At 66.5% G+C, this 18957-nt stretch carries 15 protein-coding genes; 9 read left to right on the forward strand and 6 right to left on the reverse strand.

Annotation, left to right across the window (positions count from 1 at the left end):
• The first annotated feature begins 63 nt into the window (after window positions 1-63).
• From topA to proC, 4 genes are all read left to right on the forward strand, one after another.
• Window positions 64-2790: a type I DNA topoisomerase gene (gene topA, locus J2X98_RS11845; protein WP_307308253.1), complete on the forward strand. Its 2727-nt coding sequence runs from the start codon at window positions 64-66 to the stop codon at window positions 2788-2790.
• A gap of 83 nt (window positions 2791-2873) precedes the next feature.
• Window positions 2874-3293 (forward strand): SseB family protein, encoded by a 420-nt coding sequence (locus J2X98_RS11850; RefSeq protein ID WP_141945988.1) that lies wholly within the window; start codon window positions 2874-2876, stop codon window positions 3291-3293.
• Between the two features lie 7 nt (window positions 3294-3300).
• Complete coding sequence (locus J2X98_RS11855; RefSeq protein WP_307308257.1) at window positions 3301-4290, forward strand: Ppx/GppA phosphatase family protein; 990 nt, start codon at window positions 3301-3303, stop codon at window positions 4288-4290.
• Window positions 4291-4545: 255 nt separating this feature from the next.
• Entirely contained in the window at window positions 4546-5379 is an 834-nt protein-coding gene (gene proC / locus J2X98_RS11860) for a pyrroline-5-carboxylate reductase (protein ID WP_141945991.1), read from the forward strand.
• Between the two features lie 44 nt (window positions 5380-5423).
• On the opposite strand, the gene J2X98_RS11865 is transcribed toward proC, so the two are convergent.
• Both J2X98_RS11865 and J2X98_RS11870 read right to left on the reverse strand, forming a co-directional pair.
• Window positions 5424-6062: a potassium channel family protein gene (locus tag J2X98_RS11865; protein WP_174237627.1), complete on the reverse strand. Its 639-nt coding sequence runs from the start codon at window positions 6060-6062 to the stop codon at window positions 5424-5426.
• A 40-nt stretch (window positions 6063-6102) separates the two neighbouring features.
• Window positions 6103-7536 (reverse strand): TrkH family potassium uptake protein, encoded by a 1434-nt coding sequence (locus J2X98_RS11870; RefSeq protein ID WP_307308262.1) that lies wholly within the window; start codon window positions 7534-7536, stop codon window positions 6103-6105.
• Between the two features lie 105 nt (window positions 7537-7641).
• Between J2X98_RS11870 and J2X98_RS11875 the strand changes: the two genes are divergently transcribed.
• Together J2X98_RS11875 and J2X98_RS11880 are read left to right on the forward strand one after the other, a co-directional pair.
• Entirely contained in the window at window positions 7642-8853 is a 1212-nt protein-coding gene (locus J2X98_RS11875) for an acetoin utilization protein AcuC (protein WP_307308265.1), read from the forward strand.
• Window positions 8854-8928: 75 nt separating this feature from the next.
• Window positions 8929-9558 carry an ArsR/SmtB family transcription factor gene (locus J2X98_RS11880; protein WP_141945999.1) on the forward strand — a complete coding sequence of 210 codons (630 nt, stop codon included), beginning with the start codon at window positions 8929-8931 and terminating at the stop codon, window positions 9556-9558.
• A 5-nt stretch (window positions 9559-9563) separates the two neighbouring features.
• Here the strand turns inward: J2X98_RS11880 and J2X98_RS11885 are convergent, their stop codons facing one another.
• A complete protein-coding gene (locus J2X98_RS11885; RefSeq protein ID WP_307308268.1) occupies window positions 9564-10901 on the reverse strand; it encodes an alpha-hydroxy acid oxidase in 1338 nt (445 codons plus the stop codon).
• 66 nt (window positions 10902-10967) lie between these two features.
• Between J2X98_RS11885 and J2X98_RS11890 the strand changes: the two genes are divergently transcribed.
• Entirely contained in the window at window positions 10968-11687 is a 720-nt protein-coding gene (locus J2X98_RS11890) for a FadR/GntR family transcriptional regulator (RefSeq protein ID WP_307308272.1), read from the forward strand.
• On the opposite strand, the gene J2X98_RS11895 is transcribed toward J2X98_RS11890, so the two are convergent.
• Window positions 11684-14179, reverse strand: a complete 2496-nt coding sequence (locus tag J2X98_RS11895; protein ID WP_307308274.1) for a beta-glucosidase family protein — start codon at window positions 14177-14179, stop codon at window positions 11684-11686. The two genes, J2X98_RS11890 and J2X98_RS11895, sit on opposite strands and share 4 nt — an antisense overlap.
• Window positions 14180-15514: an MFS transporter gene (locus J2X98_RS11900; RefSeq protein ID WP_307308277.1), complete on the reverse strand. Its 1335-nt coding sequence runs from the start codon at window positions 15512-15514 to the stop codon at window positions 14180-14182. It abuts the gene before it with no gap.
• 110 nt (window positions 15515-15624) lie between these two features.
• Here J2X98_RS11900 and J2X98_RS11905 point away from each other — a divergent pair, with 110 nt between their 5' ends.
• Complete coding sequence (locus J2X98_RS11905; RefSeq protein WP_307308279.1) at window positions 15625-16215, forward strand: TetR/AcrR family transcriptional regulator; 591 nt, start codon at window positions 15625-15627, stop codon at window positions 16213-16215.
• 6 nt (window positions 16216-16221) lie between these two features.
• Here J2X98_RS11905 and J2X98_RS11910 read toward each other — a convergent pair whose 3' ends face one another.
• Complete coding sequence (locus J2X98_RS11910) at window positions 16222-17256, reverse strand: LacI family DNA-binding transcriptional regulator (protein ID WP_141946014.1); 1035 nt, start codon at window positions 17254-17256, stop codon at window positions 16222-16224.
• A gap of 287 nt (window positions 17257-17543) precedes the next feature.
• Between J2X98_RS11910 and J2X98_RS11915 the strand changes: the two genes are divergently transcribed.
• On the forward strand, window positions 17544-18956 hold the full coding sequence (locus J2X98_RS11915) for a Gfo/Idh/MocA family protein (protein ID WP_307308285.1): 1413 nt from the start codon (window positions 17544-17546) through the stop codon (window positions 18954-18956).
• The last annotated feature ends 1 nt before the right edge of the window (window position 18957 follow it).

The raw sequence follows: 18957 nt of genomic DNA on the forward strand, positions 1-18957 counted from the left end.
AATATGGTGAACTAGGCGAACATGGGCTCATCTGCCCCAGCAACCCTTTTCTGTAGGAGCACCGTGCCAAGCAAGGCCAAAACCGGCAAGAAACTCGTGATTGTGGAGTCTCCGGCCAAGAGCAAGACCATCGCCAAGTACCTCGGCGAGGGCTTCATCGTGGAGGCTTCCATCGGTCACATCAGGGACCTGCCGCAGCCGTCCGAACTCCCCGCCGAGCTGAAGAAGACGTCGGTGGGCAAGTTCGCCGTCGACATTGAGCACGACTTCAAGCCCTACTACGTGGTCTCCCCGGACAAGAAGAAAAAGGTCACTGAGCTCAAGGCCGCGCTCAAGGATGCCGACGAACTCTATCTGGCAACAGATGGGGACCGCGAGGGTGAGGCCATCGCGTGGCACCTGCTGGAAGTCCTCAAGCCCAAGGTTCCGGTCTACCGGATGACCTTCGGTGAAATCACCAAGGAAGCCATCCAGCGCGCCATGGGCAACCTGCGGGACGTCGACCAGGACCTGGTGGACGCCCAGGAGACCCGCCGTGTCCTGGACCGGCTCTACGGTTACGAAATCTCGCCCGTGCTCTGGCGCAAGGTGGCGCGCGGCCTCTCCGCAGGGCGCGTGCAGTCCGTGGTCACCCGCATGGTGGTGGACCGCGAACGTGAGCGCATGGCATTCAAGGCCGCGTCCTACTGGGATCTGACCGGCCAGTTCGGCGCGGAATCAGGCTCCTTCAAGGCGAAGCTTGCCGCCGTTGACGGTGCCAAGGTGGCCACGGGCCGCGACTTCAATGACAACGGCGAGCTCACCTCCCGCAACGTTGCCCATCTCAACCAGGAACTGGCGACGTCGCTGGCGGCCGGGTTGCAGAACGCGGACTTCCGGGTGCGCTCGGTGGATACCAAGCCGTACACCCGCCGCCCCGCTGCACCGTTCACTACCTCCACCCTCCAGCAGGAGGCCGGCCGCAAGCTGCGGTTCTCGTCCAAGAGCACCATGCAGATCGCCCAGCGGCTGTATGAAAACGGCTACATCACCTATATGCGTACGGACTCGTCCGCATTGAGCGACGAAGCCATCACGGCCGCCCGCCGGCAGGCTTCGGAACTGTATGGTCCGGAGTACGTCCCGCAGTCGCCGCGCGTGTACTCGAACAAGGCAGCCAACGCCCAGGAAGCACACGAGGCCATCCGCCCCGCAGGTGACTCCTTCCGGACACCGGCCCAGGTTGCCAAGCAGCTCTCCGGCGACGAGTTCCGGCTCTACGAACTCATCTGGAAGCGCACCGTCGCCTCCCAGATGGGGGATGCCAAGGGCTCGACGGCGACCATCCGCCTGGGTGCCGTGTCCTCTGACGGGCGCGATGCGGAATTCTCCGCCTCCGGTACCGTGATCACGTTCCCCGGCTTCCTTGCCGCCTACGAGGAAGGCAAGGACGAGACCCGCGGCGACGACGATTCAGACGAGGCGCGCCGCCTGCCCAACGTGGCCAAGGACGATTCCCTCACCGCCTCCGACATCCAGGCAGTGGGCCACGAAACGTCTCCGCCGCCGCGTTACACCGAAGCGTCCCTGACAGCGGAACTGGAGAAGAAGGGCATCGGACGTCCGTCCACCTACGCCTCCACCATCTCCACTATCCAGGACCGCGGCTACGTCCGTAAGCAGGGATCCGCGCTGGTACCCAGCTGGATTGCGTTCTCGGTGATCCGGCTCCTGGAGCAGCACTTCTCCGACTACGTGGACTACGAGTTCACTGCCGACATGGAAGGCGACCTGGACAAGATCGCCAACGGCCAGGAGGCCGGCGCGTCCTGGCTGCGGCACTTCTACTTCGGTGAGGGGACCGATCCCGGGCTGCTGAGCATTGTCAACAACCTGGGCGAGATCGACGCCAGGGAAATCAACTCCATTCCCATCACCGACGAGATCACGCTCCGGGTGGGCAAGTTCGGCCCCTACCTGGAAAGCTCGGCCGCCGTGGTGGACCCCAAGACCGGCGAGATCGTTGAGTCGGCCCGCGCCAACGTCCCGGAGGACCTGGCCCCTGACGAGCTGACTGCCGCCAAGGCCATCGAACTGATGGAGACGGCGGCACCTGAGGAGCGTGTGCTGGGCACCGACCCGCACACGGGACACACCGTCGTGGCCAAGAACGGCCGCTACGGCGCCTACGTCACCGAAATCATCCCCGAGATGACCGAGGAAGAGCTGGCCAGCCAGCCGGTGGAGTACTACAAGAACGGCAAGCCCAAGCCGCCCAAGAAGCCGGTGAAGGCCAAGCCGCGTACGGGATCGCTGTTCAAGTCCATGACGGTGGAGTCCGTCACGCTGGACGAGGCACTCCAGCTCATGAGCCTGCCCCGCGCCCTGGGCGAGGACGCCGAAGGCAACCTCATCACCGTCCAGAACGGGCGGTTCGGCCCCTACCTGAAGAAGGGAACGGACTCCCGCTCCATCGGCTCCGAAGAGGAAATCTTCACCATCACCCTGGATCACGCCCTGGAGATCTACTCCCAGCCCAAGCAGCGCGGCGCCCGTGCTGCGGTGCCGCCCCTGGCCGAGTTCGGCCCGGACCCGGTGTCGGAGAAGAACATCGTGGTGAAGGAGGGCCGGTTCGGTCCCTACATCACCGACGGCATCACCAACATCACCGTGCCCCGCGCCACCTCGCTGGAGGAGCTCACGCGGGAACAGGCAGTGGAACTGCTGGCGGAAAAGCGCGCAAAGGGTCCGGTCAAGCGGACGGCAACCCGCAAAGCGCCGGCCAAGAAGAAGGCAACGGCCAAGAAGTGACTGCCGTGGTTGAGCGCGGGGCGCAGCCCCGCGCTCAACCACCGGGGTTTGCATGCGCTTCGGTATCGTGATCGGCTAGTCGTATGACTGAACAGCAGGGAATCGACGACACCAACCCGCTCAATGACCTTGAGGAGAAGCTCGCCACCGGCGGACAGCCCGATGCGAACCCCGTGGACGTCATCCTGTCGTTCCTTAACAGCGAGGTCTACATCATCAGCTCGGACACGGTGGAGGGCATCGACTCCCAGGTGGAGCCGCTGGTCCTGGCCAACGCCGACGGCGACCCCGTCCTTGCCGTCTTTTCGCACCCCAGCAGGGTGGACCAGCAGTACCTGGAGGCGGCTCCGAACGTGCTGGGCACCCAGGGGGCGGCCATCATCGCCAACATCGGCGATGAACTGGGCATGGTGATCAACCCGGGCGCAGCCTACGGCTTTGAGATCAACCCGGAGGGCGTGGCCAATATCAGGCGCGACTTCAAGCGCGCTGACGAGCAATAATGTCCCCATGCGTCTAGGCGTCCTCGATATAGGGTCCAACACTGTCCATTTGCTCCTGGTGGATGCCCACCCCGGTGCACAGCCTGTCCCGTTCGCGTCGCACAAACGGCCGCTGTCCTTGGTGCAGTACCTTGAGTCCGATGGCAGCATCAGCGACGAGGGCCAGCACGAGCTGACCGAGTTCGTCCTGGAGGCCTGGGAATTCGCTGCCCGGCACAAGGCAGAGGACCTGCTGGCCTTCTGTACATCCGCCATCCGCGAGGCCACCAACGGCCCCGCAGTCCTGGCCCGGGTCAAGCATGAGACCACCGTGACCCTTCAGGAACTCAGCGGCAGCGAGGAAGCGTCCATGACCTTCTTTGCGGTCCGCCGGTGGCACGGATGGGGCGCCGGTCCCATCCTGAACCTGGACATCGGCGGCGGTTCCTTCGAAATGGCATTCGGCCAGGATGAACTTCCCGAGGTGGCCACCTCCGTTCCCCTTGGTGCCAGCCGCCTCACCAGGGACTGGCTCGCCGAGGATCCGCCGTCGGCCAAGAGTGTCAAGGAACTCCGGCGCTACATCCGGGCAACGCTCAAGCCCGCCGTCCGTGAATTCGACGGCCTGGGCCGGGCCAACGTGGTGGCCGGGACCTCCAAGACCTTCCGTTCCCTGGCCCGGATCGCCGGAGCCGCCCCCAGCGCCGAAGGCCCGTACGTCAAACGCGAACTGCATGCCTCGGACCTGGGCATTTGGACCCAGCGGATCTCCGCGATGAGCTCCGAGGACCGGCTGCACCTTCCAGGTGTTTCAGAGGCCCGGGCCCACCAGCTGCTGGCCGGGGCATTGGTGGCCGAGGCTGCGCTGGAGATGTTCAAGTTCAAGAAACTGCGCATCTGCCCATGGGCACTTCGTGAAGGACTCATCCTCCGGCGCCTGGACCAGCTCGTGTTTTCCGGGCCGCTGGAGCCCGCTCCCCATGTGACCGCCGCGCCGTCGGTGGACGCGACAGTCTAGCTACCTGCAAATCAGCGTTCCGGCAGGCGGTTGGCCGGCAACTGCAGTTTAAATGCGGAAGCACCGGGGCCGGCAACAGGAAAATGGGGGAAAACCTGTTGCCGTGCCACCGGTGCCCTGGCAGGCATCCCCATGCCTGCCGCATCACTCGCACCCTCAATGAGGTAATAACTACGTTAGGACCCCAAGTTGTGCGCTGCCTGCGCTGAAGATGGGAGTTGCCTGTGAATGCGTACCAACTGCAATGATGGAGGCATGAGCAACCGAATCGCATTCCTTGGCTGTGGATCCATGAACGAAGCCATTCTTGGCGGCCTGCTGGAGGCAGGAACAGATCCGGGGGATGTGGTGGCAACCGTCCGCCGCGCCGGGCGCGCGTCCGAGCTGGCCGAGCGGTACCAGGGGATTACCGCCATCGCCGGCGAGGAAGAACCGGACAACAACCGGCAGGCCACCAAGGGGTCCGCCGTCGTCATCCTTGGCGTCAAGCCCGTTGGCATCGCTGACCTGGCCCGGGAGATCAGCCCTGCCCTTTCGCCGGACACCGTGGTGGTCAGCGTGGCGGCCGCCGTCTCCATCGCCCAACTGGAGGCCGCCCTCCCGGAAGGGCAGCCGGTCATCCGGACGATGCCCAACACGCCGGCAAAACTGGGCCGCGGTGTGGTGTCCGTTTCGCCCGGCACCCATTGCACGCCTGAGCAGCTTCAAATGGTCAAGGACATCCTGCAGGGCGCCGGGACCGTCGTGGAGGTTCCGGAGGAACAGGTGGACGCGCTCTCGGCCATCAGCGGATCGGGTCCCGCGTACGCCTTCTACCTGGCCGAAGCCATGGCCTCGGCGGGCGAAAAACTGGGCCTGGACCACGAGCTGTCGCTGCTGCTGGCCCGCGAAACCGTCGCCGGCGCCGGCCTCATGCTCGCCCAGCCCGGGGCGGACCCGGCAGCGCTTCGCAAAGCTGTTACCAGCCCCAACGGGACCACCGAACGCGCCATTGCCACCTTCGACGAACAGGGCATCCCGGCAATCATCGCGGCCGGCGCCAGGGCAGCAGCGGACCGGGCAGCGGAAATTACCAAGCAGCTCGGCTAGGGGTGTCGACGGGCTCAACCACCGGTGGTGGAGCCCGTCCTCACTTACGGGCGGGCGGCGAACCGTTCCAGCAGGTCCACGTGGCCTGACACGATCAGCATGTCCCGCGAGGACACCTTGGTCTCCGGCCTGGCGTAGGTAAAGTCCTCACCCGGGGACTTCACGCCCACAATGGTCACCCCGTACTTGGAGCGGACCTTTGACTCGTCAAGGGTGAAGCCCACCGTTTCGCGCGGCGGGTACATCTTCACGATGGCGAAGTCGTCGTCGAACTCGATGAAGTCCAGCATGCGCCCGGAGACCAGGTGCGCGGCACGGACGCCGGCGTCGGCCTCGGGATAGATGACGTGGTTGGCGCCGATCCGGGTGAGGATCTTGCCGTGGGACGGGGTAATGGCCTTGACCCAAAGATGTTCGATGCCGAGGTCCACCAGATTGACGGCGATCAGCACGGAAGACTCGATGGAGGTGCCCACGCCCACGACGGCGGAGCTGAACTCCTGTGCGCCGAGCTGGCGGAGTGCGTCGATGTTGGTGGCGTCGGCCTCCACCACGTGGGTCAGCAGCGGCGCCCATTTCTGCACCAGGTTCCGGTCCCGCTCGATGGCGAGGACTTCGCGGCCCTGCTTGACCAGCTGCTCGGCGGTGGACGATCCGAAGCGGCCCAGCCCGATCACCAGCACCGGGGCGTTGTGGGCGGGGCGCCGGGGGGCGTCTGTGGAACTAGCCAATGATCGGCCTCTCTTCGGGGTAGTGGTACAACTGGCTGCGCTGGCGCAGGGCAAGCGCAGCGGCGAGGGTAACGGTACCCACACGGCCGGCGAACATCAGCACCGTGAGGACGTAGACCCCCGCAGGAGGCATTTCCGCGCTCAGGTTGGTGCTGAGCCCCACCGTAGCGAACGCGGAGATGGTTTCGAACAATACGCGGTCCAGCGACTGGCCGCTGATGTGGAGCAGCAGGAACGCCGATACGGAGACCAGGGTGGCGCCTGCGACGATGACCGAGATGGCAACGCGCATGCTGCCCTGTGGGATGGTCCTGCCGTAGACCTTGACGTCGGCGTCGCCGCGGGCCTCGGCGATGATTGCCAGGAACATCACGGCGATGGTGGTTACCTTGATGCCGCCTGCTGTTGACGCTGAGCCGCCGCCGGCGAACATCAGGGCGTCGGTGAGCAGCATGGTGGTGGAGTCCATTTGGTTCTGGTCCACCAGGTTGAACCCGCCGGACCGCATCATCACGGAGGCAAAGAGGGCGTGCGTGATTTTGTCACCCACGCTCATGGAACCAATGGTCCGGGCGTTGTCCCACTCCATCAGGGCCCAAAGGAATGCCCCCGCAAACAGCAGGATCAGGGACACCTGGATGGTGAGTTTGGTGTGGAGGTTCCACTTCTTCCAGTTCAGCCCGTTCTGCTGCAAAACCATCACCACGGGGAATCCCAGGCTGCCCAGGAAGACTCCCACCATGAGGGGGATGAGGATCCACAGGTCTGTCTCGTAGGGCACGATGCCGTCCGAGTGCGGGGTGAAGCCTGCGTTGTTGAACGACGAGATGGAGTAGAAGATGCCGTGCCAGACGGACTGCCAGAACGGCTCGCCCAAGGTGAGGAACCGAGGGACCAATGCGAGGGCCAGGACTGCCTCGATGACCACGGATGTGGTGATGACGATCCGCAGCAGGGTACCCACTTCGCCCAGCCGGCCGGCGTTGTTCATGGACTCGGCAGCGATGATCTTGCCGCGCACGCCCAGGCGTTTGCTGACCATCAGCGCCAGCAGGGACGCCAGCGTCAAAGTTCCCAAACCGCCGATGAAGATGCCCAGCAGGATCACCAGCTGGCCGAAGAAGGACCAGTGGGCGGCGGTGGACACGACGGTTAGGCCGGTGACGCAGACTGCCGAGACGGCGGTGAAGAGGGCCTCGTCGAGGGGAGTGGCGGTCCCGTCGGCCGCAGACACAGGCAGGGACAGCAGGAACGTGAACACGATGCATATAGTGGCGAACGCGGTCAGGGCCAGGCGGGCGGGGGACGTGTTGGCGATATCGTCTATGAAGTCGCGCAGCCGCGTGAAGATCCACAGGCCCTCCCGCTCCTGCGCCGGGGGGTGCCAGGTGGCCGGGGTGCGGGGCCTTGACTGGCTCTGCGTCATGTGTGGCTTTTTCCTCGGTTGAAACGGCTTCCCCCAGTAGTAAACCACTAAAGCGCGGGTCATGGCCGGGAGGACGGCGGTGCGGGCTCGGGTAGCCTGTGATTGATGACATACCTGCCCGGCCTCAGCCAGCCCTCGCCGCCTACGGTGGTGGCGTGGAGTCCTGACATGACAGCCTACAACTTCGGCCCGGGGCACCCTATGGCGCCGGAGCGGATGGACCTGACCGCCCGGCTGGCCCGCAGCCTGGGCCTGTTCGACCTGGAGCATGTTGACGTGGCGGCGCCGGAAGTGGCTTCCGACGCCGACCTGCAGTCCGTCCACTCACCCGGCTATGTGGCTGCAGTCCGCAGGGTCAGTGCCGACCCCTCCCGGCCGGACGAATCCCGGGGGCTGGGCACTGAGGATGACCCCGCGTTTGCAGGCATGCACGAGGCGGCTGCCCGCCTGGCCGGCGGGTCGGTGATGGCGGCCCGGCGCATATTGGAGGGTACGGCCGTGCATGCCGTGAACTTCGGCGGCGGCATGCACCATGCCGCCAGGGACCGCGCCAGCGGATTCTGCATCTATAACGACGCGGCAATGGCGGTGCAGAAACTGCTCGACGGCGGCGTACACAAAGTGGCCTATATCGATGTCGATGCCCACCATGGGGACGGAACGCAGAACATTTTTTGGGACGACCCGCGTGTCCTCACCATCTCGCTGCACGAAACAGGCCTCACCCTTTTTCCGGGGACCGGCTTTGCCAACGAAATTGGTGGCCCCGCAGCGGAGGGGACGGCCGTGAATCTCGCACTGCCCGCAGGCACCGCTGACGCCGGCTGGCTGCGGGCCTTCTACGCCGTGGTGCCGCAACTGGTGGGTGCTTTCGAACCGGAGGTCATCGTCAGCCAGCACGGCTGCGATTCACACCGCAGTGACCCCCTCACGCACCTCAACCTCAGCGTTGACGGACAGCGCGAGGCAGCGAACGCCGTCGGACATCTCGCCGAGCGCTACTGCGGCAGCCGCTGGATCGCGACGGGCGGCGGGGGCTACAACGTACTGGACGTGGTGCCGCGCGCCTGGAGCCACCTGGTGGCCATCGCCGCGGGACGCCCCGTGCCGCTGCGGACCCCGGTGCCCGGGGACTGGCGCCGGTACGTGGTGGAGAAGTTCGGCGTCGATGCTCCCGCGCTCATGGGGGACGAGGTGGAGCTGTGGTGGCGGTCGTGGGAGGTGGGTTTCGACCCCAACGACGCCGTGGACCGCACTGTCATGGCCACGCGCAAGGCCGTGTTCCCGCTGCACGGCCTGGACCCCTGGTTCGATTAGGTGCCGGTTCGCAGAAAGCGCGGACGGCCGAAATAGTTGATGCCTTTCGGCGTATATGTCGCTAGGGTGGGAGGCATGGTGACAGACGACGTATTTGCCGTCATAGCGGAATCCACCCGGCGGGACATCCTGGTGGCCCTCCGGACGGGGGACAAAGCCGTGGGGGAGTTGGTGGAGGAACTGGCGGCGAGCCAGCCCACCATTTCCAAGCACCTGAAAGTCCTGCGTGAAGCGCAACTGGTCAGCATGCGCGCCCAGGGCCAGAAGCGCTACTACGCCCTGAACCGGGGACCGTTGGAGGGCATCGCCAGCTGGCTGGAGACGTTCGACGTCGGCTCCGGCGCCGCGGCGGCCGCCTCAGCTGCTGCCACGGAAGCACCCGGGAAAGTGGCCGGCGGACCGGACCAGGCAGTCCCGGCCCACCTCCGGGAGGGTGTTGCGGCGGCAGCGTCGCTGCCCACCGCCGCGCGGCCCCAGGAACCGGCGCCCGCGCAACCTGCGGCGGCAACGACGGACGAAGTTCCGTCGGCCGTATTGGTGCGCGAAGGAGCGGAACTGAGTCCCGCCGTCGTGATTCCCGGTGGTACCGCCGCCCCGTTGAGCGATGACACCGTTCCGCAGCAGATCGGCCGCACCGTTGGCCGTGCCGCCACCAAGGCCGCTGACCTGCTGGCCAACCTGCCGAAATTCGGCCGGAAGAAGTAGCCCCTTTAGTTGCCCGGCAGCCGAACGTGGTCCGGGGTCAGCTCTGATATGCGGCTGGCGCCCAGCAGGGCCATGGTGCGGGCCATGTCCTTTTCCAGGATCTGCAGGGTCCGGTCCACGCCCGCGCGCCCACCGGCCATCAGGCCGTAGAGGTAGGCGCGGCCGATCAGGGTGAAGTCCGCGCCCAGGGCCAGGGCCGCCACGATGTCCGCGCCGCTCATGATGCCGGTGTCCAGGATGATGGCCGCATCGCTGTTGTCTGCGGTGAAGGCTTGCTTGACCTCGGGGAGCAGGTGGAACGGGATGGGTGCCCTGTCGAGCTGGCGGCCGCCGTGGTTGGACAGCACCACGCCGTCCGCGCCGTGGTCCACCACGCGGCGGGCGTCCTCCACGGTCTGGATGCCCTTGACCACCAGCTTGCCCTTCCAGGTTTCGCGCAGCCAGTCAAGGTCCTCGAAGGTCAGAGTTGGATCGAACATGGAGTTGATCAGGTCCGCAACGGTGCCGGTGTAACGGGACAGCGAGGCGAAGGTCAGCGGCTCGTGGGTGAGGAAGTTGAACCACCAGGCCGGCCGGTAGGAGGCATCAAGCACGGTCTTGAGCGTCAGCGCCGGCGGGATGGTCATGCCGTTGCGGACGTCCCGGAGCCGGGCGCCGGCCACTGCGGTGTCCACGGTGACCATGAGTGTGTCATTTCCGGCCTTGGCGGCGCGTTCGATCAGTTCCAGGGAGCGGTCCCGGTCCGTCCACAGGTACAGCTGGAACCAGTTGCGCCCGTTGGGAGCAGCCGCGGCCACATCCTCGATGGAAGCAGTGCCCATGGTAGACAGCGTGTATGGGATGCCGGCGGCCTCGGCTGCCTGCGACCCGGCATACTCGCCCTCGGACTGCATCATGCGCGTGAAACCGGTGGGGGCTATGCCGACGGGCAGCCGTGACGGCTTGCCCAGGATCTCCGTGCTGAGGTCGATGGCGGAGACGTTGCGCAGGATGCCCGGACGGAACTCGATGTCCAGGAACGCCTGCCGCGCACGGCGGAGGGTGATCTCGTCTTCGGCGGCGCCGTCAGTGTAGTCAAAGGGGGCCTTGGGCGTGCGGCGCTTGGCCATGGCGCGGAGCTCCCAGATGGTGCTGGCCCGCTTCAGCCGCGCCTCCTTGCTGAACTCCGGCTTCTTGAACTGCATCAGGGGCGCGAGGTCCGAGTACTTGGGGACGCGGCGCCTGAGTGCGTCGGGCAGGGCGGTCGACGACGGAGCCTTGGCAGGTGCCGGGGCTGTGGGGACGTCCGTGGCATCCGGGGCCGGGGTGGCCTCGGGATTGTTGGGCTGAATGGTGTGCGTCATTGCTCCTCCTATGGTCCAACCACACTCTAGGTCATATGGTCCAACCACATCAACTACTATTTGGATATGCGCACCCACCAGCTGGTCCTGCACTGGATCGAGGATCAACTATCGGCCGGCAACCTCGCCGTAGGGGGCAGGCTCCCGGCCGAGCGCGCCCTGGCGGAACAGCTCAAAGTCTCCAGGACCTCCGTCCGCGAGGCCATCCGGATTCTGGAAGCCATGGGCGCGGTGCGCTCCGGTGTTGGCTCCGGCCCCGACGCCGGGACGGTGGTGATCTCGGATCCCACGGCGGCGCTCGGCTCGGCCCTTCGGCTGCACGTGGCCACCCAGCACCTTCCCGTGGCGGACATCGTGCAGACCCGCGTCCTGCTGGAGTCCTGGGCCGCCGCCCACGCCCGCCGGGGTGCGCCCGAACTTGAGGAGGCGGCCGCACTCCTGGGCGCCATGGATGCCCCGGAAGACATCCCGGTGGGCGAGTTCCTGGCCCTCGATGTCCGGTTCCATCTGGCCCTGGCCAACGCCGCAGGGAACGCGGTGGTCAGCGCCATGATGGGATCGCTGCGGGAATCAATCCAGGGATACGCCGCCGAGCTGACATCCCACCTGCCGGACTGGGGTACCACGGCATCGCGTTTGCGCACTGAGCACCACGCCATCCTTGCTGCGGTCAGGAGCGGCGACGGCGCCAGGGCGGCGGAGCTGGTGGCTGCCCACATCGAGGGGTTCTACAAAGAGGCCGGGCTGGGCAGGGATAATCCCGCCCAGCCCGGCCGAGGGGACTAGCGGACCTCGATTTCCAAAATCTGGAAGTCGTCTCCGGAGTGCCGGCCCACGAGGATCCGGAAGATGCCGGGCTCAAACTGCCAGCCGCCGTCGTAATGCGCGAAGGAGCGGGCCGGGATCCGGACTTCCACGCTCTCCGTGCCGCCCGGCGCCAGATGCGTTCCGGCGTGGCCGGCGAGCCAGCGGACGGGCCGCTCGACCGCGGAATCGGGGCGGTCCAGGTACACCTGCACCACTTCGCGGCCGGACCGGCTTCCGGTGTTTCGGACCGGAACGTGGACCGTCACGTCAGCGCCGGCCGGGACCGACTCGCGTGCGTGGGCCGTGCCGAGCTCGAAGGTGGTGTAGCCCAGGCCGTAGCCGAAGGGAAGGGCCGGGGCGGCACCGCCCGAAGCCTGCTGCTTCAGCCAGGCGCGGTAGCCGACGTGGATGCCCTCGGAGTAGACCACGTTGCCGTCAACCGGGTGGGTGTCCAGGACCGGGACGTCGGACAGGGCCGCGGGCCAGGTGGTGGGCAGGCGGCCGCCCGGTTCCTCGGCGCCCAGCAGGATGTCGGCGAGGGCCCGGCCGAATTCCTGGCCGCCGAACCAGCCCAGCAGGACGGCGCCCACCCGGTCCAGCCACGGCATAAGGACCGGTGAACCGGAGTTCACCACCACCACGGTGCGCGGGTTCACGGCCGCTACCGCCTCCACCAGTTGGTTCTGCCGGCCCGGGAGGTCCAGGTCCTGGCGGTCGAAGCCCTCGGATTCGATGGCTGCGCTGGTTCCCACCACAACCACGGCTACGTCGGCGGTCCGGGCGGCCTCCACGGCCGCGTCGATCTCGGCCTGCGGGTCCTCCACCACCGTTTCCTCGCCCAGGAGGATGGCCGTGAAGGGGATGGCCTGGTTCGTGGGCAGCTCGTACACGGCCTCGATCCGGACCGCGTCTCCCGCGGCAGTGGTCACCGGGTGGACGGTCTTGGGCGGATCGAACAGGGCCGCGCCGAGCACGTCGGTGTCATCCTCGATCTCGCCGTTGAACACCTCGTCACCGTTCAGGGACAGCCGGATCCGGCCCACGGTGCCCACGCCCAGGTGGTGGACGCCCGCCCTCGGTGCGGTCCAGTCCGCTTCCATGCGGATGGCCGCGGTCCCCTCCGGGATGCCGACACCGAACCAGATCAGGTGCGAGGCCAGACGGTCCTCGCCCGAGATTTCCGAACGATCCTCCGCCAGGAAGGTCACCCGCATGCCGGGCACTCCGGACACGGGGTTGTGCAGCGAGGCTCGGGAGAAGGCCTGCAGGCCCTCTGCAACCTTGGCGCCGCGGGCGTAGCTCACGCTGACGCCCGGCAGCGCTTCCCGCAGGCCCTCAAGCGGCGAGACGTTCTGCTTGGGCATGACGGTGGCGCTGCCGCCGCCCTGCGTGCGTGCTTCCTCTGCATTGTGGCCGCTGACGGCCACGCGTGCCAGGGCCTGCGGATCCAGGGGCAGGAGGCCGTCCCGGTTGCGGACCAGGACGGCGCCACGGACCGCCACTTCACGGGCGACGGCGGCCGGGTTGAGGGGTGCCGGGAGCTCCGTCACGGCGGGGGAGACGCCGTCGAGGGAGCCCACGCGGGCGGCCAGCCGGAGGATCCTGATGACCTTTTCGAGGATGGCGGACCGGCTGACCCGGCCGTCATTCACGGCCGCCAGCAGCTTGGGGCCCCAGTGGCCCACCGGTCCCGGCATCTCCAGGTCCTGGTTGGCGTTGGCGGCTTCCACGGAGCGGACACCGGTCCAGTCGGAGACAACCACACCGTCGAAGCCCCACTCCGTGGACAGGGGAGTCTTCAGCAGCTCGTTTTCGCTGGCGGTGGTGCCGTTGATGGAGTTGTAGGAGCTCATCACCAGCCAGGCGCGCGCCTCGGTGATGGCGTCCTCGAAGGCTGCCAGGTAAAGCTCCCGCAGGGGCCGCTGGCCCACCACCGAGTTGGAGGTGAAGCGCTCGGTTTCAGCCTCGTTGGCGAGGTAGTGCTTCGGAGTCGCGCCCACGCCCATCGACTGGACCCCGGCAACGTAGCCGGCGGCCATGGTGGCGGTCAGGCGCGGGTCCTCGCTCATGCATTCAAAGTGCCTGCCGCCCAGCGGTGACCGGTGCAGGTTGATGGTGGGGCCCAGGACGGCGTGGACGCCCTTGCGGCGGGCCTCCTGCCCCAGGACCTGGCCGTACCGGCGCGCCGTCTCCACGCTCCAGGTGGCGGACAGCGCGGACGACGACGGCAAGGACACCGAGTCGTGCCGCTCATCGAAGTCTTCGCCCCGGACACCGGAGGGGCCGTCGGACATGACGACGCGGGAGAGGCCGATGGAGGGCAGTGCATGCGTTGCCCAGACATCGGCGCCTGTCAGCAACTGGATCTGCTCCTCGAGGGTGAGGCGTTCAGCCAGTTCGCGGATGCGTGCCTCCGCATCCGGTGAGCCGGCCGCAGGCGCTGTGACGGCGGGGGAAAGTGTGGGATTCATTTACTTGACTCCTTTGATGCGGGTGACGAGGACGGCGCCGATGATGCCGACGACGGCTCCGCCGATGAAGAGGGCCGGGTAGCCGCCGAGGGTGATCACCGGGAAGGCGATGGCGGGTACGAGGGACTGGGGCAGGGCCTGGGCGATATTGAAAACGCCGAACGTCTTGGCGTTCTCGCTCTGGCTTCCAGGGAGGAGGTCCGCGATGAGGGCCACGTCCACCGCACCAAAGCAGCCAAGGCCCAGGCCGGCGAGGGCCTGCCCCAGCAGGACCTGGTCCGTGGTGCTGCTGGTGGCAATGACCATCAGGCCCGCCATCATGATGATCGCGGAGGCAATGACCATGGCCTTGCGCTTTCCGATCCGGTCGCTGATCCAGCCGCCGCCGATGCTGGTCACCACGGTTCCCGCGGAGCTGACCAGGGTCGCCTGGAAAACGAGTCCCGGAACGGCGGTTTCTGCAACGTGGAGGTGGTCCGCGAAGAAGTAGGGCAGGTACAGCAAGCCGGCGCAGTAGCCCATGTAGACCAGGAACTTGGTGAACCAGGCCCACCCCAGGCCCGGGTAGGTGCGGGGGTTGAAGTAGAAGGAGCCTGCGATCTCCCGCAGGTTGAGCGGGGCAGGCTTTTCCGTCAGCACGCGGTCCTTGAAGGTGAAGGCGAAGACGAGGGTCACGGCGGTTCCCACCATGCCGGGGACCACGGCCATCTGGAAGGCGTTGTCGAACAGCTGGGCAAAGAACGCGGCGGCAACGAGGCCCACCGGCAACGTCATCCCGATGAGGCCTGAGAGGCGGCCGCGCTCGGTGGGCGCTGTCTGGTCGGGGAGGGTGGCCACCAGGGCCGCCAGCGCCGCATTGAAGCTGAGCTGGGCGAGGACCCAGGCAACCAGGACTCCCGTCACGTTGGTGGCAGAACCCAGCAGCACCAGGGATGCCAGGCCTGCCAGCGAGCCGCCCACAATCCATGGCTTGCGCATGCCGAAGCGGGATGTGGTGCGGTCACTGAGCCGGCCGAAAAAGGGGTTGGCCAGCAGTGCGATAAGGGCTCCGACGCCGGCAACCAGGCTGAGCGCGCCGGCACGCGTTTCCGGGGTGGTGATTTCTGAAACTTTGATGGCCAGTACTACCAGGGCCGGGGCCAGGACGGCCATCCAGAGCCCGGCGCTGGCAATGGGCATGCCGATCACGTAGGCACGGGGTGTGCGGATTGGTGCCCCGGCGGGGACGGTTGAGGTGCTGGACGTTGAAGCAGTGCTGGGGTTTGAAACGGTGTTTGAGGGCGTTCCGCCGGCAGGCAGTCCTGCGGAATCCTCGCTGATGGTCTTGATGGCCACGATGCCTCCTGACAAAAAAGTGACCCTCCGTTGGGTCCTGCAGAAGATGGTACCCGCAAAAACCTAGTGTGACTAGGTTTTTTGAATTGGCGTTGAAATACACTGGCCTGATGCCTTCATCAAAGCCGCGCGGCCAGTACGCCAAAGGCGCGGAACGCCGGGAACAGATCATCCAGACGGCCACGGACGTCTTCGCTACCGAAGGCTTTGAAGGCACGGCGCTCAAGCGCGTGGCAGAGCTGGTCGGGGTGAGGGAAGCAACCCTTTTCCATTACTTCCGGGGCAAGCAGGAACTCTTGACCGCCGTCCTGGCTGAGCGTGACCGGCGCAGCCTCGCGGCAATGGAAGCGGACCAGGCGGGGTTGGCGCTGATGGTGCGCTCCGCGGAACGGAACCGCCGCGAACCCGGGCTGACCACGCTGTACGCCGTGGCATCCGCCACCGCCAACGATCCTGACCACGACTCGCACGCCTACTTCAAGGAACGCTACGCCGAGGTGGTCGGCGTGCTGGCGGCGGACATTGAACGCCGACAATCAGAGGGGGCGGCCCGCTCGGACCTGCCGGCGGAGGACCTGGCCCGCATGGTGGTGGCCGTCTCCGATGGCCTGCAGCTGCAGTGGCTCTATGACAAAGGCGTGGACGTGGCGGACGGCCTGCGCGATTTTATCGATGTACTCCTGAAACCGCCGCCCGCCTAGCCCATATCAGCCGTGGACTGTGGTCCGCGGCGCTTTCGCCGGTCCCGTGCTGGCCCGGACTTCCAGGCGCGGCTGGTACCAGCCGCCGGGAGGCTCGTCACCTTCCTTGCGGATCAGGGCCCGGAGCTGGCGCCATGCCTGCTCGCCCAGCTCGGTAATGGGCACCGCCCCGGTGGTGAGGGCCGGCGTCGTATACCTGGCAAAGGGGATGTCATCGAAGCCGGTCACGGAGATGTCGCCGGGAACCTCCAGCCCGCGCTCGTGCAGGCCGCTCATCAGGCCCATGGCCACCAGGTCGTTGAAGGCCAGGATTCCGGTGGCCCCGCTGGCCAGTACGGCATCGACGGCTTCATGGCCGGTGTCGAAATCCGAGCCGCCCTCCAGCATGGTTACGTCAACGTGCGGGTGGGCGGCCATGAACGCCTCCAGCCCCTTGAGCCGCATGTCGTTGGAGGCGCTCCCGTGCGGGCCTGCCAGGAAGGCCAGCCGCGCATGGCCCAGTTCCACCAGGTGCTCCGCAATGTCCTGGACGCCCTGGCCGTAGTCAACCACCAGGCTGGGAACGCCCGGCGCCGCGGTGGTCCGGTTGATCAGGACCAGGGGATGCAGCGACGGTGCGATCTCCTCCAGTTCGGCATCCGACATTCGCGGGGCGCACAGGACCAGTCCGTCGCACCGCCGGCGTGCCTCGCCGGCAAGGATGGACTCCTCGCTGGAAACTTCGAACGAGTCTGCGATGAGCACGCGGTAACCGTCCTGGGCTGCTGCCCGGCTCAGGCCGCGAAGAATGGCTTGGAACGTGGGGTTGGCCAGGTCCGGCACCACGATGCCGATGGTGTCCGTTTTGCCAAGGGCCAGGCTGCGTCCCACCGGATTGGGCTGGTACTTCAGCTCCGCCGCAGCCGCACGTACCCTGGCAGCGATTTCCGGATCCACGGTGAAATTCCCGTTCATGACCCGCGAAACGGTGGCATGGGATACTCCGGCCTTTACGGCGACATCCGCGATGCCGATCCGGCCGCTTGCCGATTTCCTGGCCATGGGGGAACCCTTCCTTGAGCGTGAAACCACAGCATATAACGGAGCATGAAAGCGGTTTCTTCCGCTTTTCAGTGTTTCACGGGCGATGTCGGTTTCAGTGCTGACGCGCCTGAATGAGAAAGCGGTTTCCATTAGTGCGGAGAACGGTTGACGGATCGGCTGTGAGGTTGGTACAAATTTTATAACCGGATCGAGAAAACGCTTTCTCGAGTAGCTGGCGCCGAGAAACGCCAGCGAACACCAACGGCCGTCCCGTCGGCCGGTACTGAGCTTTCGAAAGGGACCCCATGGTCAACACAGCGCAAACGACGCCGGCCCACGCTGCTTCCCGGCACGGCACGGCTTCGGGCAGGGCGCGTATCGCGCTCATCGGGACCGGCGGCCGTTCCGAGATGTACATCCGCGCCATCTTCGGAAAACACGCGGACACCGCCGAACTGGTGGCGTTTTCCGACGTTAACCCGGGCCGCGTGGAGTTCTACCAGAAGCTCATCCAGGAACTGGGATCGCCGGGGCCGGTGGCGTCGTTTGAGCCCGCAGACCTCACCGCCTTCGTCCAGGCAAACAACATCGACCGCATCATCGTCACCACCCCCGACTACACCCATGCCGACTACATCGTGGAGGGCCTGCGCGCGGGAGCCGATGTCGTCGTCGAAAAGCCCCTGACCATCGACGCGGAAAGCTGCCGACGCATCGTCCAGGCTGTCCACGAAACCGGCCGCAACGTGGTGGTCACATTCAATTACCGCTACTCGCCGCGCAACAGCGCCCTCAAGGAAATCATCCAGAGCGGCGTGATCGGCAAAGTGACCTCCATCGACTTCAGCTGGGTTCTGGACACCGTGCACGGCGCCGACTACTTCCGCCGCTGGCACCGTGAGAAGAAGAATTCCGGCGGTCTGCTCATCCACAAGGCATCGCACCACTTCGACCTGGTCAACTGGTGGATCGACGACGTTCCGGAACGCGTCTTCGCCTCGGGCGGCCTGAAGTTCTACGGCGACAAGAACGCCGCCGAGCGCGGCCTGGGTCCACGCCCCGAGCGCGGCACGCCCGACGCCGAGGCGCCTGCCGGCGAAAAGGATCCCTTCGCGCTTGACCTGAGGGAGGACGAGCGGCTCAAGGCCCTCTTCCTGGACAACGAGCACTACGACGGCTACCGCCGGGACCAGGACGTGTTCACCGGCGGCATCACCATCGAGGACAACCTGGCACTGGTGGTGGAATACCAGGGCGGCCCGCGGCTGAGCTACTCACTGAACGCCCACAGCCCGTGGGAAGGCTACCGCGTGGCCGTCAACGGTACCGAGGGAAGGGCCGAACTCGAAGTGGTGGAGCGTGCCGCGGTCCTGCACAGCGCGGACCAAAAGACCGTGGTTGACCCCAGCGCCACCCCCATCGAGGAAGAGGACGCGGTGCGCCGGAACGGCGAACGGCTGGTGGTCCAGCGCCACTGGGAGGCCGCGTACGAGGTGCCCATCATCAACGGCGAAGGCGGCCACGGCGGCGGCGACGAGCTCCTGCTCTCGGACCTTTTCAACGGGCCGGGCGAGGATCCGCTGGGCCGTCCCTCCGGCTACCTGGACGGGCTGCGCTCGGTGTCGGTGGGCATCGCCGGCAACCGCTCCCTGGAAACGTCCCTGCCCGTCAGGGTCGAGGACCTGGATCTTGGCGCCGACCTCCGCCGCGGCAAGTAAG

Source organism: Pseudarthrobacter enclensis (genome assembly GCF_030811655.1).
GTDB lineage: Bacteria > Actinomycetota > Actinomycetes > Actinomycetales > Micrococcaceae > Arthrobacter > Arthrobacter enclensis_A.